A 21,265-nucleotide genomic window follows, 5' to 3' on the forward strand; every position below is an offset into this window, starting at 1 on the left:
TCAGGCTCCGGCGACCGCTTGCGGCATCTGCTGTTTCTCTTCTTCAAGCCGCTGATTGACTGCCCAGCGAAACTGGGACAACGCGGCGTCGATGCCGAATGGCATCATCCTGAAGCCAGGATCCAGTGCAAGATTCTTCTGCTGAGCGGTGATGATGTCGCGGTCTTCGTCGAATGCATCGACAACGGCCTGATGGATCGCTCGCGTGACGTCGGGTTGGTCAATCGCAAAGTTGTGCGGATGGCCAAAGAAATAGTGCGTGGAGTTTTCCGTCTCGGGCGTGAGTGCCTGGCAGCCACGGAATTCGGCTGCGTCGACACGCGCACCCTCCTGCGCGCCGGTACCCACCGGCGCCATGCCGGAATCCATTCGTAGAATCGCGGGAATGGTGAAGTCATAAACGTTCCAACGGTCGACCTTGCCAGGCCAGTTCTTGACGGCGGCGGCGAACGGCGGTGCATCCGTATTCAACGTCCAGCGTGTGATGCGAACCCCGCCGTCGATCCGCTCGACTTTGGGCTGTACCCGGGCATAGTCTTCGGGACCACCTAGTGTGGTGGGATGCACGAACGGCAGATGCGAGAAGTCCAGCAGGTTGTCGCAGATCAGCAGGTAGTTCACGTCGTAGTGGATGTAACCGGGCAGGCTGCGCCACTGCGGATCGTCGATCCAATGCGTGTCAGGAATCGTCTCCGGGTTAGCGAGAGATGGGTCGCCGGTCCAGATCCAGATCCAGCGGTGCCGCTCGACGACGGGGAAAGTTCGAACCTTCGCCTGCGGTGGAATGCGCTGTTGGGCCGGCGCTTCGACACACGCCCCGGTGCTGTCGAATTTCAGGCCGTGATACATGCAGCGGACGCAATCGCCCTCGCGCCGGCCAACCGACAGCGGCGCGCCGCGATGACAGCAACGATCCTCGAGCGCGACAACGCTACCGCCTTCCTCGCGATACAGCAGAACCGGAATGCCGGTAATGACGCGCGCGAACAGCGCTTCGTTTTCCACCTCGTGCGACCAGGCGGCCACGTACCACGTATTCCTGATAAACATCCTTGTCTCCATCATGTGGGTGCGGCCTATGGTTGGCACGCTTGACCTCAAGATAGATTCGGCACCATCATGCGTCAAGCCAATGGGACTAATGCAAGGAATGCACAGCGTGCATATACGTGATCTCGATCTGAACCTGCTGGTGGTCTTCGACGCGCTGCTCCGCGAACGAAGCGTGACGCGAGCGGCATCCGAAGTGGGGTTGTCGCAAGGGGCCATGAGCCATGCGCTGAATCGGCTGCGGGCGTTTTTTGAGGACCCGCTGTTCGTCAAGACGCCATCGGGCATGGAGCCGACACCGAAGGCCACCATGCTTGGCGTTTCGATCGTTGAAGTCATGACGACCTTGCGCCAGGACGTCGTCTCGCAGGCGCGCTTTGATCCTTCGACGGCGCGCCGCACCTTCGTTCTTTGCATGACGGATATGGGCGAACTGGTCTTTCTGCCGCCGCTTATCAGGCGGCTGCGCGAGGAGGCGCCGAACTGCACGCTGCGATCCGTGCAAGTCCCGATCGAGCAGATCGAGGGACTGCTGGCGTCCGGAGAAGTCGATCTCGCCTTGGGATCTATCCGTGCCGCGCCTGACAATCTTTACCAGCAACAACTGTTTCTGCACTCGTTCGTGACGATGGTTAGCGTGCGAAACAAGGAGGTCGGCGAATCGATTACGCGTGAACAGTTCGAGACGATGCCGCAGATTGTCGTTTCCTTGACGGGGCGCGCGGGCGCGGCTTATGACAGTGCGTTCGACGAGTACGGCATCCATCGGAATGTTTATCTGACCACGCCACACTTCCTGGTTGTGCCGCTGTTGATCGACGAACATCCCGAACTGATCGCCACGGTGCCGCTGGAGCTTGGGAACGTCTTCGCCAAGCTCGGGACCGTCAGGATTGTGCCGCCGCCAGTGCAGCTTCCACCGTTTGCGCTTCGCCAGCTCTGGCATCCCCGGTTTCACGACGAGCCGGCGAACATCTGGCTTCGACAACTCATCAAGCGCACGTTTGAACACTATCCCGACTTTCCGGACAGCAGCCGCTAGGCACTGCTGCGGCTAAAGCGGCGCAGGCGGCTGAAGCGGTTGAAGTAGGGCAGCGCAAACATGTAAAGCCCCGTGAACAGCAGGAGGGCCAGCGGCAGTAGCGGCGCGTAGGTGATCCAGGGCGGCGGGAGTCCCTTCCTCAGGCCCATGGCGACGAAGTTGGCGATAACCGTCAGCGTGAAAATGATGGATATCCACCGGTGAAATTGGCGAATCCAGCTGTTGGCGATCATGTCGAGCTCCTCGGGGCCTGGATCATCTTCCAGCCGTTACCGGCGGGGTCGCGGAAACCGGCATCGACGCTGCCAAAGCGGTCTATCGGTTCCTGGGTGAATTCCACGCCGCGGGCTTTCCATTCGGCGTAGCTGGCGCGACAGTCGGCCACCGCGAGGACGAGAGGCGGCATGGCCCCTTTGGCGACCATGGCGCGCAGGGTTTGCGCGGTGGCTTCGTCGTGGATGGGCGGGCCGGGTGTGAACAGGCCGAGCTGGAACGACGGCTGCTCAGGATGCTGGACCGTCAGCCAGCGGTAGGGACCGTTGCGCACGTCCGTATGGACGCGGAATCCGAGTTTGTCGACGTAGAACGTGAGCGCTTCGTCCTGGTTATCGACGTACACACCCACCACATTGATACCTTGAGTCATGGTTCCTCCCTGGTTGACGGCGGGACTGTATCTTTGGCGACGCGGCGGCGCTTCTCCAAAACTGCGATGGTGAGGTCGGGGCGCTGCGCGGCCTTCAGGACGCAGGCGGGTACGCGATCGAGTTGAGGCATGTTGGTTTGCGTCTCGAGACGCATGGCGCTGGGGCTTTGGCCGGTGATGTCGTGGAAGATGCGCCCGAACGTGCCCAGGCTCTCCCAGCCGGTGGCGAAGGCAATATCCGTGATGCTGAGTTCGGTGTCGCGCAGCAGGGTGGTGGCCTGTTCGATGCGTCGCGTCAGCAGGTAGCGGTGCGGCGGAACGCCGAAGGCCCGCTTGAAGGAACGCGCGAAATGGGCCTCGGAGACACCGCTGACTTCAGCCAGACGCTTGACGGGCCACGCCTCGTGCGAGGCGGCGTCCATGCGGTCCTTGGCGCGTAGCAGGCGGCGCAGCAAGGCAGGGTCCTGCAAGGCGTCGGCGCTGACCGGTGCGGGGAGCGGGGCAAGCGGCGGATCGTTGTGGTCTTCGCGAGCGGGCATGAGTTCCGGGGAAGGCTGGCCGTATGCGCGTAGTTTAGGGCCGGCAGGGGTGCTCGCTAGCACCGCGTGCAAGCTGGCAACGTGACAGGGGGGCGTAGATCGCTCTGTTATCGAAAGCGCAACTGCGTGTAAATTCGGATCTGGTGGTTTTCGACCCGCCACCGCGTTTTCGAATCGGTCGTCATCGGAGTCGGTCCGACAGTCGTACAGGAGCCGGTATGAGCACAAAGCATAATAAAAAGGGACATCTTGAAGCCGCGGCGTCACATCACGAGCAGGCCGCGCGATATCACCGCGCGGCGTCGCGGTATTTCGAGCCCGGGCAAGACCACACCCACGCTGCGCACCAGGCGATGATGGCCCATGGCCACACGTTGCACGCAATCGATCAGGCACACGAGGCAGGAATACACAGCGCCAATACACCGCCGGTCACCGCTGCGTCGACCGGCGCTACTTCAGACAGCGCAAACGCGGGCAAACATCACGCAACGGCAGCGGAGCTTCACGATCAGGCCGCGCAACACATGCGCCACGCCGTCAAGCTCTTCGATCAGGACCGTAGCGCAGTCGCTCACGACGCGCAGCTAGCGCTCTCGCTCGCATTGCGTGCCTTGTCCCATGGCAACGAAGCCGCCAAACTGTTCGTCAAGCTCGTTCCCGCCGATGCTTCGTGAGTGATGCTATATGAATTCAACGCTGTGGCGTTGCGTCTAGCCGGGTGTCAAGCGGCACCCGATGGTTGTGCGGATCTACGGTCGCAAGCTGGCTGTAGATCCGCGCAAGGTGCATACGGTTGACTGCGGTTTTGACTCGGGGCGTTATGCCTTGCGGTGCAGCAAATCTGCCGCAATGGATTTCGCATGTGCGACAGCTGCGTGTGCGTCAGGGAACACACCGAGCTGGTCCCAGCGTTCTTCGACCGCGTAAGTTCCCTTCATGCCGAGTGCCCTTTGTACGCTCAATTGCGCCGCGTACTTGCCGTCCTCCAATGGCTGGGCCCTTGCAACCACTTTGTGCGGGAGATCGGATCGCTCCGGTTGAATCAACTCGACAGCGCCGCCCGGCACGCCGATGTCCTTCAGTTCGTTCCTCGCTTTGCAGTCCGGGCAGTAGAAGCACCACCCCTCGTTCTCCTGAATGGACCTGACCTGTCCGCGGGCCAGCACGGCGCGACATTCAACGTTTTCACAGATGAACGGCATAGCAGTCTCCGGAGTTGTTTGAGAGAAATCCTAGCATGACCGCCGACGGTTAACCATCGGCATTGTTGCCGTGCGTGCTCCGTATTGCTAAAAGCCGGGAACCATCGTGACTCGCTCCCCAAAAAAACCTCAGGCGCGGGTCGGCGCGATCGCGGTACGCGGCCGCAGCGTCGCCATGATCAGGTAGATGCCACCGCCGATCACCACGCCGAAGAACCACCCATAGGTATTCCACCAGACCGGCAGCAGGTTGGTGAAATTAGGCAGGAAGGTCGAAAACACGCTGCCGACTGCCGCCGCGGTCAGCGCGTTGACATTCCAGCCGCCTTCGTAGCGGTATTCGCCATACTCCTGGTAGAGCGCCGCCACGTTGATGTTGCCCTTGGCCACCAGGTAGTAGTCCACCAGAATGATCCCCAGCAGCGGGCCCATCGTGGCGCCGATGGCGTTGACGAAGTGCGCGGCGTTACCTTCCCACGGCGCGAACGGGTAGAGCACCAGCGCGATGATCGCGGCGATGTAGCCCCCCTTCTTGAAGCTGATCCGTTTCGGGAACGTGTTGGAGATGTCGAACGCGGCCGAGACGAAATTGGCCACCACGTTGATGCCAAGCGTGGCGACCGCGAAGGTCAGCGCCGCGATGAGCGCCAGCACCCAGCTATCGAACTTGGCCGAGATCTGTTCGGGGTGGAGCAGTACTTCGCCATACACCTTGAAGGCGGCGATGGTGGTGACGCCCGCAACCAGCGAGAACGCGATCAGGTTGACTGGCAGGCCCCACAGATTTCCTTTCTTTACCGCGTCGCGATTTTTCGCATAGCGCGAGAAGTCGCAGAAGTTCAGGTAGAGCGCCGCGAAGTAGGTGATCCAGGTCGCACCCACGGCCATCAATGCCCAGAACGAACCCGGCTCGCCGCTAACGCCGGCGTCGCTGGTCTTCTCGAGCAGCGCGTTCATTGGAATGCCGTGGGAGAACGAGAAGCCGCCGGCTTTGACGCACAGGCCGATCGCGAGAATCAGCATCGCGATCCACACCGCCGGCCCGGCCCAGTCCTGGAATTTGCGCACCGTCTCCATGCCCTTCTGGATGATGAGCAATTGCAGCGCCCAGATGATCACGTAGCAGATCACCTCCAGCGGCGAGTGGCCGAGCCACTGTGCGCCTTTGTGGAATGCCATCAGGCTGTCATTGCGGATCAGCAGCGCGACCATGGCACCTGCCGCGGCTGCCGTCTGGGCGCCGTACCAGAAGCAGGCCACCACGGCGCGTACCAGTGCCGCCAGGTTGGCGCCCCAGACGCCAAAGGAGGCGCGCGCCAGCACCGGATAAGGGACGCCGGTCTTCTCGCCGGCGTAGCCGATCAGGTTCATCAACGCGAAGATCACCAGCGAGCTGAGCCCGATCGCGAGCAGGAAGTTGGTGAAGCTGCCGCATAGCAGGAACAGGCTGGCGGCGAGGTAATAGCCCCAGAGGCTGTGCACGTCCGAGGTCCAGACGTTGAAGATGCTGAAGGCACCCCAGTTGCGCTGCCTGGCGGGCGCGAGGTCTTCGTTGTAGAGGCCCGGCGACGGGTCGCGGATTTCCATCTGTCATCTCCTTGGAGTTCGTGGAACTGAGGAAGCACCGCTGGGCATTCCTGGGTGGAGATGTCCCCGCTTCTGAACGCAACGGGTTGATATTGCACGAGCAAAAAAAACCCGCCAAGTTCCAGGCGGTCGAATTATTTGCCGTGCAATGACTCGGCTTCGCAGACTGTCTTGAGCCTCGTCAGCCAATCTTGCAGTGCAGCATCAAGTAGTGGCTGGAAGGTCGCGACGCTCTCCTGAATGGTGGATGTAATCTGCAAGCCGCCTTCTTCCCACTTGAGCGCAGCACCGGCCGTGAGAATGCCTTCGAAGTGGGCGGCGTTTAGGGTGTAGATCACTGTCGAACAAGCGATCTCAAGTGGACGAACCCCGCTGCGTCCGCAAAGTCCGGGAGACGCCAGATTGCGCCATTTGCTCCCCATGAACCTTCCGCGACATCGTGCACGATCACCGAGGTGGCAAGGTGGCGCTGGTCTGCAGCGGGCAAAGCTTGCCTGAATGCATCGTGGACCAGACTAACGTATCGGGCGCGGGTGGCCGCGTCGAGCACTCCAGCGGGCACGTAGATCATCGCACTGCACGGCAAAACCTGGGCTGTGACATCGATCCCTCCGCAGGTCCACAATCCTGGCGCGGCTTCGTCGATCACGACCCAGCATAGGAAGCGTTTCTTCGCGTCGTCGGGAATCTGCTCTGCAGTTGCGGCAGCATCGTTAAGCAAGCGCACCAGCGTGTCGCGATGGCTGGCAGGAAATGAATCCTTGGGAAGCTTGACCAGAAGGTTCGGCAAGTGGGCCTCTGCATTTGTGTACGGAAGCTTGCATTAGAGCGCCGGTGAACGCAGAATCCGAGTGTCTGATAGGACGTCTTTCATGCGTATTCAGCCATTCTACGATTTCACGATTCTGGTTCTCAGTGGCGCTTATCCCTCGAGTGTCACGCTAACACTCGATATCCTCGCGGCTGCAGCTTCGGTGTCGGCACGCGTTGGCGTTGCCGCGCCCAGGTGGCGAATCTACTCGGCTGCCGGCAACAGGGTGCAACTCGGGCACGGTCTTTCAATCGAAGCGAAGCCTTTGCCGAAGACCCTGCGCGCCGATGGCTCGATCTGGATCGTGCCCGGACTGGGACTTGAAAGCCCAACCGATCTACCGCACCGTATGGAGCAAGCCGATGCGCTCATGGCGATTAAGGCTTTACGGGGTCATGCGCAGCGTGGCGGCACCGTAGCGGCATCCTGCTCCGCTGTCTTCCTGCTTCAGGCGGCCGGTCTGCTGGACGGTCGCCGGGCGACGACGTCGTGGTGGCTGGCGCCGCTACTTCAACGTTTGGAGAAACGCTGCACCGTCGATGCGGACCGCATGGTAATCGAGGATGGTGGAGTCGTGACGGCGGGTGCAGCACTCGCACAAACCGATTTGCTGTTGTATTTGCTGCGTGGCAAGTTCGGGCCGGCGCTGGCGGATGCCGTATCTCGTGTGCTTCTTGTCGACGCGCGACAGGCACAGGCGCCGTTCATCGCTCCGTCGTTGCTCGCGAGCGGGAGCGAGCTGGTGGACAAGATCATCACGCACGTAGAGGCTTCGCTGCCTCAGCTACCCGGTTTGGCAGAACTGGCGGCGCGGTTTTGTATGTCGGAGCGGACCTTCACGCGACACGTGCGAGCCGCGACGGGCCGTAGCACGCAGGATCTGTTGCAAAGCATTCGCCTCGGCAGGGCGCGCATGCTGCTTGCCACAAGTCGGATGACGGTCGAACAGATCGCCGAGCAAGTAGGCTACAGCGATCCAACGGCGCTTAGAAGAATGATGCGTAAGCTTGTGGGCGCAACGCCGAGACAGTTCAGACCGGCCGCGTATTGATCGTTTAGTTGACCTGCGTCCAAGCGATATTTTCATATCGATCCAACTGACGACGCGGTCCTCACACCTACCGAACCGGCTCCAGGAGCTCGATGCGATTCCCAAATGGGTCTGCCGTGAAGACTCGCGTAAAACCTTGAGTGGGCGTGTCGCTCTTCACGTCATGGCCTGCTGCGCTCAGGCTGGCCACGATCGGCGCGAGCTGATCCACGATGAACCCTGGATGAGCCTTTCGCGCAGGCGTGAAATCCTTCGCCACGCCCAGGTGCAATTGAACCGTGCCGCATGCGAACCAGACACCGCCTCTGGCAGCCAGTTCAGGGGGTTTAGGCAGCTCGCGAAGTCCGAGGATGTCGCCAAAGAAATACCTTGCCGCAGCTTCTTCGCCTGCGGGCATTGCCAACTGGATATGGTCGATACCTACGACTGGCATGTGTGTTCTCTTGAGTTAATGTGTTGTTGATCGCGAGCTTTAGCCAAACAAAGACATCAGCACATGGTGTGGCGTCGCGCGGCGTGTTGACTCGGCCAACGGCCGCGTCTCTCTTTCCCGCAACCCGGCACGCCAATAATAATCATCGTGTATCCGGGATTTTGCCCTGATCTCCAGGGCGGCTCTTCACATGATCGATGAAGGCACGCAGCTTCGGCATCATCTGCCGGCGGCTTGGATAATAGAGAAACACGCCCGGTATCACCGGCGCAAACGACTCCAGCACCTGTACTAGTTTTCCCGCTTTCAACCCTTCGGCGACCATCGGCTCGGGTAGCTGTGCGAGGCCCATACCTTCGACTGCCGCGCCGAGCATGGTGGGAAAATCGTGGGCGATGAATGGCCCGGATACGGCGATCTCGATCGGGTGGCCGTTGTCGTTGAATGACCATAGTGCGAGCGCGCCGCTGGATCGCCGCCATCGCAAGCATGCGTGCTGGCGCAGATCGTCCGTGTGGCTGGGCGGGCTGCGCCCTGCGAAGTACGCAGGGCTGCCGACGACGATGAGACGAAGCGGTGGCGTCAACGGTACCGCGATCATATCGGCGTCGACGAACTGACCGAGCCTGATACCGGCGTCGAACCCCTCCGCTGCAAGATCGATCAGCTCCTTGCTTGTGGCGATCTCCACTTCGACTTCGGGATAAGCCAGGCAGAAGGATGCGATCAGGGGTTCCAGCAGAATTGGCACCACCGCGCGCGGCACGGAAAGACGCAACAACCCGGCAGGCCGTTGACCCAGTCCGCGCGCAACCTCACTAGCGGCGACAAGCTCTTCGAAGGCCGGCTTTGCCTGCGAAAGATACCGTTCACCCGCTTCGGTCAGGCCAACACTACGCGTGGTGCGTATAAAGAGCGCCGCGCCAATCCGCGCTTCAAGTACACGCACCGCCTGGCTGACGGCCGATGGTGTCACGCCGAGTTCCGCGGCTGCCCGGCGAAAGCTGCGATGCTGGGCAACGCTCAGGAACACTTCCACGCCATCGAGCGCGCCTTGCCTGACTGTGAAGTTCTGCTTCATAGCCCGTCAACATTGTGATGAATAGTCGCTCGCGAGAGGCCATGGTACACCTACGCCTGCGGATGACCCGCCGGCGGATCCCCATCCTGGCCTCAATGCGCCAGACCACACCTGACAGGAGGCAACATGCCACCGGACCTTCTCTTTCAATTGCATCTCGTTCTGGGGTATGTCGCCTGGCTGCTTTGCTTCCGTGTGTACGTCTGGCCCAAGCTCAAGTCGATGGACCCATTCGACGCGCAACGCGCCATCGCCACGTTGCACAGCTTTCGTTTCTTCGGGCTGGTCTTCATTCTGCCGGGCGTCGTCAGTCCCGATCTGCCTGCCAGCTTCGCCGTGTTCGCCGCATATGGTGACTTTGCAACCGGAGTTCTGGCGATGCTGGCGCTACTCACAGCCCGAATACGCTCCCTCTTTTGGCTGTTCGTCGTAGCGTTCAATCTTGTGGGAGCGGCCGACCTCATCCTCGACTATTACCACGCTATCCAGGTCGATCTTCCGGCGCATGCGGGAGAGTTGGGCGCTACGTACGCGATTCCGATCATCTATGTGCCACTGCTGATGATTACGCATGTTTGCGCGTTCTATCTGCTGCTGCGCCTTCAGTTCAAGGTGGCCCAGAGCTATTGATCTTTCCGTCAGTCATGAGATTGCCAATCGCAGCCTGCTTCCAGCAGGCAGCAGCCGCGATTGGCAGTTCGTCGAAATCGGAAACGCACGACACTACCGACACCACGACCTACCCCTTAAATTCCACTGAAACAAAAATCTTCTTGCACGGCTCAAGAACCTCCCACGTTCCCTTAAACCCCGCCGGAATCAAGAACCGGTCCCCAGCCCGGACAGTCTTCGCTGTTCCATCCGCATCCCGAATCACGGACACGCCCTCAAGAATCTCGCAATACTCACTCTCGGTGAAGTTCACCGTCCATTGACCGCAAGCGCCTTCCCAAACCCCGGCCACGAGTTGCCCACACGGACTGGAAAAATGCGTGTGAACCGCTTGCAACGGATCGCCGGCAAGCACCGCTTCCGTCTTCGGCATGTACTCGACGCTTTCCTTGGCAGGCTGCGAAAAATCTACGATGTTCAAAATGCTCATAATGTCTCGAATGCAAACAGAGTTAAAAATCAAAGCTTCAAAAAGGACGTGACGCACACACCCACTGCATGCGCCACGCTGCGAAAGCAGTCACCTAACGTCACTCAACATCACCAAAGCACAACACAACAACCCCTCTTCAACTCCCCGACTTCAACTGCGCCCACAGCCGGTTCTCGAGCCGCATGATCGGCGCAGGCTGCGGCCGCATCAACGTCATCTTGTTCAGCACGGCCTCGGGCGGATACACGTTCGCGTCCTGCTCGATCGCCGGCGTCACAAACTGCCTTGCCGCCCGATTCGCCGTCGGATAGAACACTTCGTTAGTAATCGCCGCGCTCACTTTCGGATCTTCGATGTAGTTCATCCACTTCATCGCCGCTTCCGGATGCGGAGCGTCTTTCGGAATCACCATCACGTCCATCCAGAGCAGACCCGCGTCCTTGATGTTCGAAAACCGCACCTCATACGAACGCTTCGCTTCCGCTGACCGTCGCCGTGCAATTCCCACATCGCCCGAATAACCGAGCGCCACACAGATATCGTTGTTCGCCAGATCGTTGATGTAGCCGGATGAATTGAACTGCGTGATATACGGCCGCACTTTCTTCAGCACTTCATACGCGGCCTGGTAGTCGCCGGGATTGGTGCTGTTCGGGTCCTTATGCATGTACTGAAGCACGGCTGGGAAAACATCGGCGGCCGCGTCGAGGAAAGACACGCCGCAGCTTTTCAGCTTCGAGAGATTCGCCGGGTCGAATAACAGCGACCAGTTGTCAATCGGCGCGTCGGCGCCGAGTGCTTTTTTCACGGCCTGAACGTTATAGCCGATACCGTCGGTGCCCCACGCCCACGGCACGCCGTATTGATTGCCGGGATCCGCATCCGCAATCAGCTTCATCAAGCTGGGATCGAGGTTCGCGAGATTCGGCATCTTCGATTTGTCGATCTTCTGATACACGCCGGCTTCAATCTGGCGCGCCATATAACTCGATGTAGGCACAACGATGTCATAGCCGGAGCTGCCTGCCAGCAGTTTTGCCTGCAGTGTGTCGTCGCTGTCGTAGCTGTCGTACTTCACGGTGATACCGGATTGCTTTTCGAAGCCGGGAATCGTGTCTTTGGCGATGTAGTCCGACCAGTTGTAGACATTGATCGTCGTGTCCGCTGCGCATGCAGCATTCATGGGGGATAGAGCGGTCAGCGAGCACAGCATCGTGCCGGTGAACGAGACAAGCTTGGCATGACGAATCTTCATTCAACTTTCTCCTGGATTGCGGTCTTCAGTTTTCGCCGCGGCGCAGGCGCAGATGCACGAGCGTGACGACCCGCACGCCCGTATGTCCCGCACGAATGCGGATGAGACCGGGGCGTGACGCCGCCTGCCGCGGCGCAAGCGCACAGCAGAGCTAAATGGAACGTAGACGGACGAGCGCTATGAACCGGCCAACGCTAGCAAGGCAACTTGCGAAGCGGGACGGACAAACACATTGCAGGCATTCGACCGCTCAATAAGCGGCCTGATCGCATGCAACACTTGCTCGCGAAAAGAGAAGGGGGCTAGGGCAGAAGCGACGCGATTTCGTCAGTTCGCACCCCGATGGCTGCGGGGGCTGCAATGACGTTGTGCCGGCGGACGGAGCGCCGCGACAATACGGTATCGATGGACAGGGGGCGGGATGGCGAAGCGCAGTTGCTCCCCTGATGAGCGATCGAACAGCCAGACAGGAAAGTTCTTTCCCGACCAGGCTGGTATCTCACCAATGGACCACGGACTTTCACGATGGAACCCGAAGCGATGTTGAATAGAAGTCCTCGTTGATGCAGTTCGACCGCACGACGAGAACCACCAGACTGCCGCCCTAGGATATATGAGCCATTATTTTCGTCAAAGGATTTTCTGACACCGCGCTGTCATAGTCATGCGCGGTGGAACGCATTCATGCGAGCACGCGCTTGAACAGGCACGGCTCGCATCGAACGATGCAGCGGCGGATAGCGCTGGCTGTTTACTGACCGTCCATCGGCGCCGGCTGAGTTGCGGGCGCAGCGGGTGCGGTCGTGCCGGTTTGCGACGAGCCGTTTGCAGAGGAGCCGTAGCCGGTGGTGTCATGTTGTGCGGCTACGCGTGCTTCGGCTGCCTGAATATCCCCCGGGTAGGTAGAGTCACCCGAAGCGGCGGGGTTGTAGCCGGCCTGTTCAATCTGGATCAATTGCGCCTTGACCTCAGCGCGGGTCAGCGGTTGCTCCGACTGCGCGAACGACGCCACCGGGGCGGTGATAACAACGGCCAGTGCGATTGCCTTGATCAGCGATTTCATGATGCGTCCCTCCGAGAATTGTTTTGTCCGGCGCCGCAACGTGAGTTCGACGGCCTATGAACGATTCTAGGAAGCGGGTGCTCCAGGGCAAACCCCTAAACGGGTAATTCAGTCTTGCTGCAAATGATAAGTCGGCGTTATGTAATGCGTTTCGTGAGACAGGGAGAATTGCTTCAGAGTCCAGAACGTACGCCCACGCGATACGTGGTCGTCTGCCGGTAGGCACTGCCGGGTCGCACGATAACCTGTTCCTGCGCGGTCATATTGACTTCGTTAGGGAAGCCGCCGGCTTCCAGACACAGGCCGGCGTGCGGCTGGTAGGCGATGCCACCGCGTCCTATGTCGCCGTTTAGCGAATTGCCGGTGTAGAACTGCAAACCGCGTTGATCGGTCGAAACGGTCAACTCGCGTCCGCTACCGGGGTCATAGGCGCAGGCGGCCTGCCGTACCGGCCGCTCGCCTCCAGCCACTGTGGCCTCGGGTGTGCCATGCAGCACGTAGCAGTGATCGAAGCCACCGGCCCTCGCTAGCTGCGCATGCGGCCAATCGAGCCGCGCGCCGATTGGCGCGCTTTGACGGAAGTCGAACGCATTGCCCGCTACTTCCGCGAGCTCGCAAGGGATCATCGATGCGTCGACTTCGAAGAACCGGTCGGCGTCGATCGAGAGCACGTGGCCGCGAATATCGGCGCCGCGCCGGCCCGTCAGGTTGAAGTAGGGATGGCTCGTCAGATTGAGTGGCGTCGCTGCGTCCGTCATGGCTTCATAGGCGATCGTCAAGCTGCCGTCGTCGTCGAGCGTGTAACGCACCTGCACTGTGACGTTGCCCGGAAAACCGGCGTCGCCTTCAGGTGATTCAAGGCGCATGACCAGCGCGCCGTGATCTTCGCTCACGTCCCACACTGCGCGATGAAAACCCTGCGCGCCGCCATGCAGCAGATTCGCCCCTTCATTGCGATCGAGCGTGTAGTCGATACCGTCGAGCGTGAAGCGTGCATCGGCAATGCGGTTCGCCCACCGGCCGATCAGTCCGCCCATGTAAGTGGTTGCCGCAACGTATTCAGCGGGTGTGTCGTGGCCGAGCAGGATGTCGCCGAGCCGGCCTGCGCGGTCTGGCGCATGCCAGGAGACCAGCGTCGCGCCCAGGTCGCTGACGGCCACTTTCATGCCGTGCGCATTGCGCAGCGTGAAGAGCCGCACGGGATCGCCGCCGGGCAGCGTGCCCCATGGCTCAGAAGAAAGAGGTGCAATGCTGATCATGTGATCGGTACAGATAAAAAATGGAGGGCATGCTCAACCGGGCGCTGTCGTCGAATTCGCCCGTTCCTGGTATTCGCGTGGCGTGCAGCCGAGTTCGCGGCGAAATACCGCGTACATGTATTGCAGGGAAGTGAAGCCGCAACGGATCGCCACCTCAGCGCTCGACGCATCGCGCCTGGCAAGCAGTGCCTTGGCGACATCGAGCTTGTGACGCAAGATTTCCTGATGCACGGTGCACTGCCGTTCGCGCCGGAAGTACTCTTCGAGCGACGATCTCGACACGCCCACATAATCCGCAACCTGCTCGGTACGAATGCCCTGGCAGGCGTACTGGCGGATGAAGTGCCGCGCGCGCATCACATACGGACTCGCGAGCGGCTGGTGTTTAGTCGATTCGAGCACATTGATGCCGACCGGTGGCACGAGAATGCGCCGCCCCGGAAAACGCGCGCCGTGCAGCATTTGATGCAGCAGGTGAGCGGCGGTTCGCCCCATTTCTTCGGTGCCCTGAATCACGGAGGAAAGCGGAATGCGCGTCAACGTACGCGTAAGCGGATCGTTGTCGATACCGATGATCGCCACTTCTTCAGGCACGGGAATACCCGCGATCAAACAGGCCTGCAGCAAATGCCGCGCGCGGGCGTCGGTGACGGCGATGATGCCGACCGGCTTCGGCAACTGGCTCAGCCACGCGGTGAGCTGCTCGGTTGCCTGATTCCACGACGGCGCGCTGGTCGACAGGCCGCGATAAATCTCGGTGCCGATCTGCCCGGCGCTGTGACCGTCCGCGCTGCGCAGGTGAGCAAACGCCAACTCACGCTGCTGCGCCCAGCGATTTTCCTGCGCCTGGGGAAGGCTATACAACGCGAAATGTTCGAGACCCGCGCCAATCAGATGCGTGTAGGCGAGCGACACGAGCTTGGCGTTGTCGGTTGCGATATAGGGTAAGTCCGGAGGGTAGTGTGCCGAATCTTCAAACGATGAACCCACCGCCACCACCGGCAACGGGCAATCGCGCAGGGCCTCGCCCACTGCGGGATCGTCGAAATCCGCAATGATGCCGTCGCCATCGAAACGCTCGATACCCGTCAGCCGGCAGCGGAAATCCTCTTCGAGAAAGAGATCCCACGCCACGCGGGTCGACAGCAGGTAATTGCCGATTCCGGTGATGATCTCGCGGTCGTAGACCTTGTTCGCGTTGAACAGCAGCGCAATCCGATGGGTCGTCTGTGGTGTTTGCGGACGGGTCATGGCAAGGGGCGGCGTGCGGATCGGCGGGACTCGCTGCGCCTTCGTCTCCTGTCGGCCAGAGTTGGCGCTTTAGCGCCTTACTCTGGTCCCATGCAAGATGGTTGCGGTTGGATGCACGCCGAAGGCGGCACCGTTTTTAAGCGTCTGGTTATTCTAGGCCGCGAAGCTCGCGCCGGTGTGAAACAAACGCGTGGGCACTAAGAAACATTAAGCTCGCTGCGCAATTTCGCAATTGCCGATGCATCTGGCAAGCGGCAGCATGGCGTCACCTTGTCAACCGGCGCGGCGATGCCGCACGGGTTGCAGTGCAGCATAAAAATGGAGACGCTGATGTCCTACTTCGAACATATTCCCGCGATTCGCTACGAAGGCCCGCAATCGGATAACCCGCTTGCGTATCGCCATTACGATAAGAGCAAGCGCGTACTCGGCAAGACACTCGAAGAACATCTGCGGATCGCCGTGTGCTACTGGCATACGTTCGTATGGCCAGGCGTCGATATCTTCGGGCAGGGGACGTTCCGGCGTCCATGGCAGCAAGCTGGCGACGCAATGGAACGGGCGCAGCAGAAGGCCGACGCCGCATTCGAGTTTTTCTCGAAGCTTGGCACGCCGTACTACACGTTTCACGATACCGACGTCGCGCCGGAAGGCGACAGTCTGAAAACCTATAGCGAGAACTTCACGCGCATCGCCGACTATCTCGCTCGCAAGCAGCAGGATAGCGGCATCAAACTGCTATGGGGCACAGCGAATCTGTTCTCACATCCGCGTTACGCGGCGGGTGCCGCGACCAGTCCCGATCCGGAGATTTTCGCGTTCGCCGCCACGCAGGTTCGACACGCGCTCGACGCGACGCAACGGCTCGGCGGTGAAAACTATGTGTTGTGGGGCGGCCGCGAGGGCTACGACACGCTGCTCAATACCGATCTCGTACGTGAACGCGATCAGCTTGCCCGTTTCCTGCACATGGTGGTCGAACATAAGCACAAGATCGGCTTCAAAGGCGCATTGCTGATCGAGCCGAAGCCGCAGGAACCGACCAAGCATCAATTCGACTACGACGTGGCGACCGTACACGGCTTCCTGCTGCAATACGGCCTGGAGAAAGAGATTCGCGTGAACATCGAGGCCAATCACGCGACGCTTGCCGGCCACTCGTTTCATCACGAGATCGCCACTGCTTATGCGCTCGGGATTTTCGGCAGCGTCGACGCGAATCGCGGCGATCCGCAGAACGGCTGGGATACGGACCAGTTTCCGAATAGCGTCGAGGAACTGACGCTGGCCTTCTACGAAATTCTCAAGCACGGCGGTTTCACCAGCGGCGGGATGAACTTCGACGCAAAGGTACGGCGGCAGAGCGTCGATCCGGAAGATCTGTTCTTCGGCCATGTCGGTGCGATCGATAACCTGGCGCTCGCCGTCGAGCGTGCCGCGACGTTGATCGAGAACGACCGGCTCGAAGAGTTTAAGCGTCAGCGTTACGCAGGCTGGGAGTCGGAATTCGGCCGCAAGATTCTCAAGGGCGACTATTCGCTTTCGACGCTGGCCACGGATGCGCTGACACGTGGTTTGAATCCGCATCATGTGAGCGGTCGGCAGGAGCAGTTGGAAAACGTTGTGAATCAGGCGATTTACAGCAAGCGCTAAAAGGTAGTCGCGAAGTAACGCCTGAAACAGGGCACGCAGTAAAACATAAGAAACGCGCGGCCACGTTGACTGCGCGAATAAAAGACGCTTTCGGTTGTCGCTTGTCCGGCTCTGTGGCTCGCAGCACAGACCGTCCAATCCGGTATTCGGGCTATCAGAACAGGAGTGAGACATGAAATTCGCAACGCGCCGTACCGTACTGAGTTCGCTTGTGTGTGGAGCGGTACTCGCCAGCCTGTCGCTTGCCGCGCCGCTCGCGCATGCAAGCAAGGATCACCCTGAAATTGGCTTCTGTATCGACGATCTGCGTGTCGAGCGCTGGTCGCGCGATCGAGACTATTTCGTTGCCGCAGCAGAAAAACTCGGGGCCAAAGTATCGGTTCAATCCGCCGATGCAAGCGAAGAACGGCAGATTTCACAAATCGAAAACCTGATTTCGCGCGGCGTGGACGTGATTGTCATCGTGCCGTTCAATTCGAAGACGCTCGGCAATGTGGTCGCAGAGGCCAGGAAAGCGGGCATCAAGGTCGTTTCGTATGACCGCCTGATCCTCGACGCCGATGTGGACGCCTATATCTCGTTCGATAACGAGAAGGTCGGCGAACTCCAGGCGCAAGGTGTCTACAACGCGCAGCCGAAGGGCAACTACTTCCTGCTCGGTGGCGCACCGACCGACAACAACGCGAAGATGTTGCGCGAAGGTCAGCTCAAAGTGTTGAAGCCCGCGATCGATAAGGGCGATATCAAGATCGTCGGTCAGCAGTGGGTGCCGGAGTGGAGCGCGTCGACGGCGCTGCGTATCGTTGAAGATGCGCTCACGGCGAACAACAACAAGATCGATGCGATCGTCGCCTCGAACGACGGCACAGCGGGCGGCGCAATTCAGGCGCTTGCTGCACAGCACATGGCGGGCAAGGTGCCGGTTTCGGGTCAGGATGCCGATCTTGCGGCGGTGAAACGCGTCATTGCCGGCACGCAGACCATGACCGTGTACAAACCGCTAAAGCTGATCGCAAGTGAAGCGGCGAAACTCTCGGTCGCGCTTGCGAAGGGCGAGAAGCCGGACTTTAATGCACAGTACGACAACGGCAAGAAGAAGGTCGACACGGTGCTTCTGCAACCCACGTTGCTCACCAAGAGCAATGTTGACGTGGTCATCAAGGACGGCTTCTATACCCAGGCCCAGCTCGCGAGCCAATGAGCGTAACGTGTGCGTAGTTCAAGCCGATGTACCTGGTATGCGCCAGGCACATCGGCACGATCACGCGCCCTGCAGCGAGGCATAGCGAATGAGTGAACCATTACTGACGATGCGTGGCATCGTCAAAGCATTTTCCGGCGTGAAGGCGCTCGATGGCATCGACCTGACGGTGGCGCCGGGCGAGTGTGTGGGCTTGTGCGGCGAAAACGGCGCAGGCAAATCGACGCTGATGAAAGTGCTCTCCGGCGTCTATCCCCACGGAACCTGGGATGGCGAAATAGTCTGGGAAGGCGAGCCGCTGAAAGCCACGAGCATCAGGGACACGGAACGTGCGGGCATCATCATCATCCACCAGGAGTTGATGCTGGTGCCGGAACTTTCGGTTGCGGAGAATATCTTTCTCGGCAACGAGATCACGTTGCCCGGCGGCAGAATGAATTACGCGGCCATGTATCAGCGTGCCGATGAATTGCTGCGCGAACTCGGTATCCGCGGAATCAACTCCGCGCAACCCGTGATGAATTACGGCGGCGGCCATCAGCAACTGATCGAAATCGCAAAGGCGCTGAACAAGCGCGCGAAACTGTTGATTCTCGATGAACCGTCGTCGTCGCTGACTGCCACAGAGATAAGCATCCTGCTGGATATCGTGCGCGATCTGAAGCGGCGCGGCGTTGCCTGCGTGTATATCTCGCACAAGCTCGACGAAGTCGCGGCCGTGTGCGACACGATCAGCGTGATTCGCGACGGCCGCCATGTCGCGACCGAGCCAATGCACGCATTGACCACCGACCGCATCATCTCGTTGATGGTGGGCCGGGAGATCAAGAACCTGTTTCCGCGTGAACCCCATCCGATCGGCGACGTGATCTTCGAAGCTCGCCACGTGACCTGTTTCGATGTCACCAATCCGCGGCGCAAGCGTGTGAGCGATGTGTCATTTGCGCTGCGGCGCGGTGAGATCCTCGGCGTTGCCGGCCTGGTCGGCGCGGGGCGTACCGAGCTGATGCAGGCGATCTTCGGCGCGTATCCGGGTGTGTGCGAGGCGAGCGTGATGATGGAAGGCAAGCCATTGAAGATTCGCGCGCCTGTCGATGCGATTCGCGCCGGCATCGGCATGGTGCCGGAAGATCGCAAGCGCCACGGCATCGTGCCGGGACTGAGTGTCGGCCACAACATTACGCTTGCCGTGTTGCAACGCTTCGCGAAGGGGGGGCGAATCGATTCCGCCGCCGAACTCGATACGATTCATACGGAGATGAAGCGGCTCTCAGTGCGCGCGGCGCATCCTATGCTTTCGATCGCGAGTCTATCGGGCGGCAACCAGCAGAAGGCTGTACTGACGCGCATGCTGTTGACCGACCCGAAGGTGCTGATTCTCGACGAACCGACGCGGGGCGTCGACGTCGGCGCGAAATACGAAATCTACAAACTGATTTTTCAACTGGCACAGCGCGGCATGTCGATCGTGATGGTGTCGTCCGAATTGCCCGAAGTGCTCGGCATCAGCGATCGCGTGCTGGTGATTGGCGAAGGCGAATTGCGCGGCGATTTCGTCAACGACGGCCTCACGCAAGAGGACATTCTCAGCGCCGCGATCCGTCCTGTACAGCGATCCACGAACCCAACCGCAGCGAGTGCCGCATGACTCCCGACGTCACTTCCCAATCCGCAGAAGGCGCCGCACCGCGAGGCGCGTTCGGCGGCACGCAGCGCATCCAGCAACTGTTCGCACGCTACAAGATTCTCGCGTTGCTGATCGCTGTGGCCGTGATCTGGATGTTCTTTTCCTTTCTGACGCACGGCGCGTTTGTGACGCCGCGCAATCTGTCGAATCTGCTGCGGCAGATGTCGATTACCGGCATGCTCGCGTGCGGCATGGTGTTCGTGATCATCGCGGGTGAGATCGATCTGTCGGTCGGCTCGTTGCTGGGTCTGCTCGGCGGTGTCGCGGCAATTCTCGATGTGAACCGGCACTGGCCGATCGGGGTCACCGTACCGGTGGTGATGCTGCTTGGCGTGCTTGTCGGCATGTTCAACGGATGGTGGTCGACGTACCGGCGTGTGCCTTCGTTTATTGTCGGGCTCGGCGGCATGCTCGCGTATCGCGGCATTCTGCTCGGCGTTACGGGCGGTTCGACCATTGCGCCGGTCTCGGACAATTTCGTATTCATTGGTCAGGGGTATCTGCCACGTCTTGTGGGCGATACGCTTGCCGTCGTGCTGTTTGTTGTGCTGGCCTTTTTGACGGTGCGGCAACGCAGTAACCACCAGCGCTATAAGTTACGCGTGGTGCCGATCTGGCAAGACGTCGTAAAGGTGGTCGGCGCGGGCGTGATTCTGGCGGCGTTTGTCGCCACGCTCGATCGTTATGGCGGGATTCCCGTGCCGGTTCTGCTGCTGCTCGCGCTGCTGGGTATTTTCACGTGGATCGCGACGCAGACCGTGTTCGGGCGACGCATCTATGCGGTGGGTTCCAACCTGGAAGCGACGCGGCTCTCAGGCGTGAATACGAACCGTGTGAAGCTGGCCATCTTCGCGCTGATGGGACTGATGTGCGCGTTCGCCGGCATCGTCAATACGGCGCGGCTCGCGGCCGGCTCCCCGTCGGCGGGATCGATGGGCGAACTCGATGCGATCGCCGCGTGCTTTATCGGCGGGACGTCGATGCGCGGCGGTTCCGGAACGGTCTACGGTGCATTGATCGGCGCGCTGGTGATGGCGAGTCTGGATAACGGCATGTCGATGCTCGACGTCGACGCGTATTGGCAGATGATCGTGAAGGGCAGCATTCTCGTGCTGGCCGTGTGGATCGATGTGGTGTCGGGGTCGAATCGGCGGTGAAGGAGGCATCCGGCGGTGCGCCATGCAAATGCTGACGCGCCGCCGTGCCACTTCGGCGGAAATTACGTGAATTATCGGGTATTGCCGCGACTGAGTTGCCGATCAGAGGGCGCGCGCGTCGGCAACGGTGGCGCCCTTGCTGCGCCGCACCGGCGCCTTGGTAGCGGGTTTCTTTGCCGCAACCGGTTT

23 protein-coding genes are annotated in these 21,265 nt (G+C 60.3%); 8 read left to right on the top strand and 15 right to left on the bottom strand.

The features are described from left to right. The gene (locus PQR67_RS10895) at positions 1 to 1,050 is read right to left on the bottom strand and encodes an aromatic ring-hydroxylating dioxygenase subunit alpha (protein WP_408458151.1); all 1,050 of its coding nucleotides are present in this window, start codon (positions 1,048 to 1,050) and stop codon (positions 1 to 3) included. A gap of 100 nt (positions 1,051 to 1,150) precedes the next feature. Here PQR67_RS10895 and PQR67_RS10900 point away from each other — a divergent pair, with 100 nt between their 5' ends. Then, the gene (locus PQR67_RS10900; RefSeq protein WP_408458287.1) at positions 1,151 to 2,092 is read left to right on the top strand and encodes a LysR family transcriptional regulator; all 942 of its coding nucleotides are present in this window, start codon (positions 1,151 to 1,153) and stop codon (positions 2,090 to 2,092) included. On the opposite strand, the gene PQR67_RS10905 is transcribed toward PQR67_RS10900, so the two are convergent. From PQR67_RS10905 to PQR67_RS10915, 3 genes are read right to left on the bottom strand one after another with little or no spacing between them, the layout of a single operon-like run. Continuing rightward, positions 2,089 to 2,325, bottom strand: coding sequence for a hypothetical protein (locus PQR67_RS10905; protein ID WP_408458154.1), 237 nt, complete (start codon positions 2,323 to 2,325; stop codon positions 2,089 to 2,091). The genes PQR67_RS10900 and PQR67_RS10905 overlap by 4 nt on opposite strands. Continuing rightward, positions 2,322 to 2,738 carry a VOC family protein gene (locus PQR67_RS10910; RefSeq protein WP_408458157.1) on the bottom strand — a complete coding sequence of 139 codons (417 nt, stop codon included), beginning with the start codon at positions 2,736 to 2,738 and terminating at the stop codon, positions 2,322 to 2,324. Before PQR67_RS10910 ends, PQR67_RS10905 begins: the two co-directional genes overlap by 4 nt. Beyond that, positions 2,735 to 3,277, bottom strand: a complete 543-nt coding sequence (locus tag PQR67_RS10915; RefSeq protein ID WP_408458160.1) for a helix-turn-helix domain-containing protein — start codon at positions 3,275 to 3,277, stop codon at positions 2,735 to 2,737. Before PQR67_RS10915 ends, PQR67_RS10910 begins: the two co-directional genes overlap by 4 nt. Positions 3,278 to 3,495: 218 nt before the next feature. Here PQR67_RS10915 and PQR67_RS10920 point away from each other — a divergent pair, with 218 nt between their 5' ends. Continuing rightward, positions 3,496 to 3,954 (top strand): hypothetical protein, encoded by a 459-nt coding sequence (locus PQR67_RS10920; protein WP_408458163.1) that lies wholly within the window; start codon positions 3,496 to 3,498, stop codon positions 3,952 to 3,954. Positions 3,955 to 4,098: 144 nt separating this feature from the next. Here the strand turns inward: PQR67_RS10920 and PQR67_RS10925 are convergent, their stop codons facing one another. The 4 genes from PQR67_RS10925 to PQR67_RS10940 form a co-directional block, all read right to left on the bottom strand. Next, the gene (locus tag PQR67_RS10925; protein WP_408458166.1) at positions 4,099 to 4,482 is read right to left on the bottom strand and encodes a hypothetical protein; all 384 of its coding nucleotides are present in this window, start codon (positions 4,480 to 4,482) and stop codon (positions 4,099 to 4,101) included. A gap of 129 nt (positions 4,483 to 4,611) precedes the next feature. Then, positions 4,612 to 6,069 (bottom strand): NCS1 family nucleobase:cation symporter-1, encoded by a 1,458-nt coding sequence (locus PQR67_RS10930; RefSeq protein WP_408458169.1) that lies wholly within the window; start codon positions 6,067 to 6,069, stop codon positions 4,612 to 4,614. A gap of 134 nt (positions 6,070 to 6,203) precedes the next feature. Further along, positions 6,204 to 6,407 carry a hypothetical protein gene (locus tag PQR67_RS10935; RefSeq protein ID WP_408458172.1) on the bottom strand — a complete coding sequence of 68 codons (204 nt, stop codon included), beginning with the start codon at positions 6,405 to 6,407 and terminating at the stop codon, positions 6,204 to 6,206. Beyond that, on the bottom strand, positions 6,404 to 6,859 hold the full coding sequence (locus tag PQR67_RS10940; protein ID WP_408458175.1) for a tautomerase: 456 nt from the start codon (positions 6,857 to 6,859) through the stop codon (positions 6,404 to 6,406). Before PQR67_RS10940 ends, PQR67_RS10935 begins: the two co-directional genes overlap by 4 nt. A gap of 82 nt (positions 6,860 to 6,941) precedes the next feature. Here PQR67_RS10940 and PQR67_RS10945 point away from each other — a divergent pair, with 82 nt between their 5' ends. Then, positions 6,942 to 7,931: a GlxA family transcriptional regulator gene (locus PQR67_RS10945; RefSeq protein ID WP_408458178.1), complete on the top strand. Its 990-nt coding sequence runs from the start codon at positions 6,942 to 6,944 to the stop codon at positions 7,929 to 7,931. 67 nt (positions 7,932 to 7,998) lie between these two features. Here PQR67_RS10945 and PQR67_RS10950 read toward each other — a convergent pair whose 3' ends face one another. Next, the gene (locus PQR67_RS10950; protein WP_408458181.1) at positions 7,999 to 8,364 is read right to left on the bottom strand and encodes a VOC family protein; all 366 of its coding nucleotides are present in this window, start codon (positions 8,362 to 8,364) and stop codon (positions 7,999 to 8,001) included. A 142-nt stretch (positions 8,365 to 8,506) separates the two neighbouring features. Next, positions 8,507 to 9,445, bottom strand: a complete 939-nt coding sequence (locus tag PQR67_RS10955; protein WP_408458184.1) for a LysR family transcriptional regulator — start codon at positions 9,443 to 9,445, stop codon at positions 8,507 to 8,509. Positions 9,446 to 9,571: 126 nt separating this feature from the next. Here PQR67_RS10955 and PQR67_RS10960 point away from each other — a divergent pair, with 126 nt between their 5' ends. Next, positions 9,572 to 10,075, top strand: a complete 504-nt coding sequence (locus tag PQR67_RS10960; RefSeq protein WP_408458187.1) for a DUF8737 domain-containing protein — start codon at positions 9,572 to 9,574, stop codon at positions 10,073 to 10,075. Between the two features lie 109 nt (positions 10,076 to 10,184). Here the strand turns inward: PQR67_RS10960 and PQR67_RS10965 are convergent, their stop codons facing one another. The 5 genes from PQR67_RS10965 to PQR67_RS10985 all read right to left on the bottom strand — a co-directional run bounded on the left by PQR67_RS10965 (position 10,185) and on the right by PQR67_RS10985 (position 15,378). Continuing rightward, on the bottom strand, positions 10,185 to 10,547 hold the full coding sequence (locus tag PQR67_RS10965) for a cupin domain-containing protein (protein ID WP_408458190.1): 363 nt from the start codon (positions 10,545 to 10,547) through the stop codon (positions 10,185 to 10,187). Between the two features lie 139 nt (positions 10,548 to 10,686). Next, the gene (locus tag PQR67_RS10970; RefSeq protein ID WP_408458290.1) at positions 10,687 to 11,763 is read right to left on the bottom strand and encodes a polyamine ABC transporter substrate-binding protein; all 1,077 of its coding nucleotides are present in this window, start codon (positions 11,761 to 11,763) and stop codon (positions 10,687 to 10,689) included. Positions 11,764 to 12,556: 793 nt separating this feature from the next. Further along, positions 12,557 to 12,868 (bottom strand): DUF4148 domain-containing protein, encoded by a 312-nt coding sequence (locus PQR67_RS10975; protein ID WP_408458193.1) that lies wholly within the window; start codon positions 12,866 to 12,868, stop codon positions 12,557 to 12,559. Positions 12,869 to 13,041: 173 nt separating this feature from the next. Next, entirely contained in the window at positions 13,042 to 14,127 is a 1,086-nt protein-coding gene (locus PQR67_RS10980; protein ID WP_408458195.1) for an aldose epimerase family protein, read from the bottom strand. Between the two features lie 33 nt (positions 14,128 to 14,160). Continuing rightward, the gene (locus PQR67_RS10985; protein ID WP_408458197.1) at positions 14,161 to 15,378 is read right to left on the bottom strand and encodes a XylR family transcriptional regulator; all 1,218 of its coding nucleotides are present in this window, start codon (positions 15,376 to 15,378) and stop codon (positions 14,161 to 14,163) included. Between the two features lie 330 nt (positions 15,379 to 15,708). On the opposite strand from PQR67_RS10985, the gene xylA reads away from it, so the two are divergent. The 4 genes from xylA (at position 15,709) to PQR67_RS11005 (ending at position 21,076) form a co-directional block, all read left to right on the top strand. Then, complete coding sequence (xylA, locus tag PQR67_RS10990; protein ID WP_408458199.1) at positions 15,709 to 17,031, top strand: xylose isomerase; 1,323 nt, start codon at positions 15,709 to 15,711, stop codon at positions 17,029 to 17,031. Positions 17,032 to 17,203: 172 nt separating this feature from the next. After that, positions 17,204 to 18,232, top strand: coding sequence for a D-xylose ABC transporter substrate-binding protein (gene xylF / locus PQR67_RS10995; protein WP_408458202.1), 1,029 nt, complete (start codon positions 17,204 to 17,206; stop codon positions 18,230 to 18,232). An 88-nt stretch (positions 18,233 to 18,320) separates the two neighbouring features. Next, positions 18,321 to 19,880, top strand: coding sequence for a D-xylose ABC transporter ATP-binding protein (gene xylG / locus PQR67_RS11000; protein WP_408458205.1), 1,560 nt, complete (start codon positions 18,321 to 18,323; stop codon positions 19,878 to 19,880). Next, positions 19,877 to 21,076, top strand: a complete 1,200-nt coding sequence (locus tag PQR67_RS11005; RefSeq protein ID WP_408458208.1) for a sugar ABC transporter permease — start codon at positions 19,877 to 19,879, stop codon at positions 21,074 to 21,076. Before xylG ends, PQR67_RS11005 begins: the two co-directional genes overlap by 4 nt. Positions 21,077 to 21,265: the final 189 nt, after the last annotated feature.

The organism is Paraburkholderia fungorum (assembly GCF_046026025.1).
GTDB classification, from domain to species: Bacteria; Pseudomonadota; Gammaproteobacteria; order Burkholderiales; family Burkholderiaceae; genus Paraburkholderia; species Paraburkholderia fungorum_E.

What these genes read in the sequence shown, in the direction of transcription:
- PQR67_RS10895 (WP_408458151.1), bottom strand. Translation starts at nt 1,050, where the DNA reads ATGTTTATCAGGAATACGTGGTACGTGGCCGCCTGGTCGCACGAGGTG.
- PQR67_RS10900 (WP_408458287.1), top strand. Translation starts at nt 1,151, where the DNA reads ATGCACAGCGTGCATATACGTGATCTCGATCTGAACCTGCTGGTGGTC.
- PQR67_RS10905 (WP_408458154.1), bottom strand. Translation starts at nt 2,325, where the DNA reads ATGATCGCCAACAGCTGGATTCGCCAATTTCACCGGTGGATATCCATC.
- PQR67_RS10910 (WP_408458157.1), bottom strand. Translation starts at nt 2,738, where the DNA reads ATGACTCAAGGTATCAATGTGGTGGGTGTGTACGTCGATAACCAGGAC.
- PQR67_RS10915 (WP_408458160.1), bottom strand. Translation starts at nt 3,277, where the DNA reads ATGCCCGCTCGCGAAGACCACAACGATCCGCCGCTTGCCCCGCTCCCC.
- PQR67_RS10920 (WP_408458163.1), top strand. Translation starts at nt 3,496, where the DNA reads ATGAGCACAAAGCATAATAAAAAGGGACATCTTGAAGCCGCGGCGTCA.
- PQR67_RS10925 (WP_408458166.1), bottom strand. Translation starts at nt 4,482, where the DNA reads ATGCCGTTCATCTGTGAAAACGTTGAATGTCGCGCCGTGCTGGCCCGC.
- PQR67_RS10930 (WP_408458169.1), bottom strand. Translation starts at nt 6,069, where the DNA reads ATGGAAATCCGCGACCCGTCGCCGGGCCTCTACAACGAAGACCTCGCG.
- PQR67_RS10945 (WP_408458178.1), top strand. Translation starts at nt 6,942, where the DNA reads ATGCGTATTCAGCCATTCTACGATTTCACGATTCTGGTTCTCAGTGGC.
- PQR67_RS10950 (WP_408458181.1), bottom strand. Translation starts at nt 8,364, where the DNA reads ATGCCAGTCGTAGGTATCGACCATATCCAGTTGGCAATGCCCGCAGGC.
- PQR67_RS10955 (WP_408458184.1), bottom strand. Translation starts at nt 9,445, where the DNA reads ATGAAGCAGAACTTCACAGTCAGGCAAGGCGCGCTCGATGGCGTGGAA.
- PQR67_RS10960 (WP_408458187.1), top strand. Translation starts at nt 9,572, where the DNA reads ATGCCACCGGACCTTCTCTTTCAATTGCATCTCGTTCTGGGGTATGTC.
- PQR67_RS10965 (WP_408458190.1), bottom strand. Translation starts at nt 10,547, where the DNA reads ATGAGCATTTTGAACATCGTAGATTTTTCGCAGCCTGCCAAGGAAAGC.
- PQR67_RS10970 (WP_408458290.1), bottom strand. Translation starts at nt 11,763, where the DNA reads ATGCTGTGCTCGCTGACCGCTCTATCCCCCATGAATGCTGCATGCGCA.
- PQR67_RS10975 (WP_408458193.1), bottom strand. Translation starts at nt 12,868, where the DNA reads ATGAAATCGCTGATCAAGGCAATCGCACTGGCCGTTGTTATCACCGCC.
- PQR67_RS10980 (WP_408458195.1), bottom strand. Translation starts at nt 14,127, where the DNA reads ATGATCAGCATTGCACCTCTTTCTTCTGAGCCATGGGGCACGCTGCCC.
- PQR67_RS10985 (WP_408458197.1), bottom strand. Translation starts at nt 15,378, where the DNA reads ATGACCCGTCCGCAAACACCACAGACGACCCATCGGATTGCGCTGCTG.
- xylA (WP_408458199.1), top strand. Translation starts at nt 15,709, where the DNA reads ATGTCCTACTTCGAACATATTCCCGCGATTCGCTACGAAGGCCCGCAA.
- xylF (WP_408458202.1), top strand. Translation starts at nt 17,204, where the DNA reads ATGAAATTCGCAACGCGCCGTACCGTACTGAGTTCGCTTGTGTGTGGA.
- xylG (WP_408458205.1), top strand. Translation starts at nt 18,321, where the DNA reads ATGAGTGAACCATTACTGACGATGCGTGGCATCGTCAAAGCATTTTCC.
- PQR67_RS11005 (WP_408458208.1), top strand. Translation starts at nt 19,877, where the DNA reads ATGACTCCCGACGTCACTTCCCAATCCGCAGAAGGCGCCGCACCGCGA.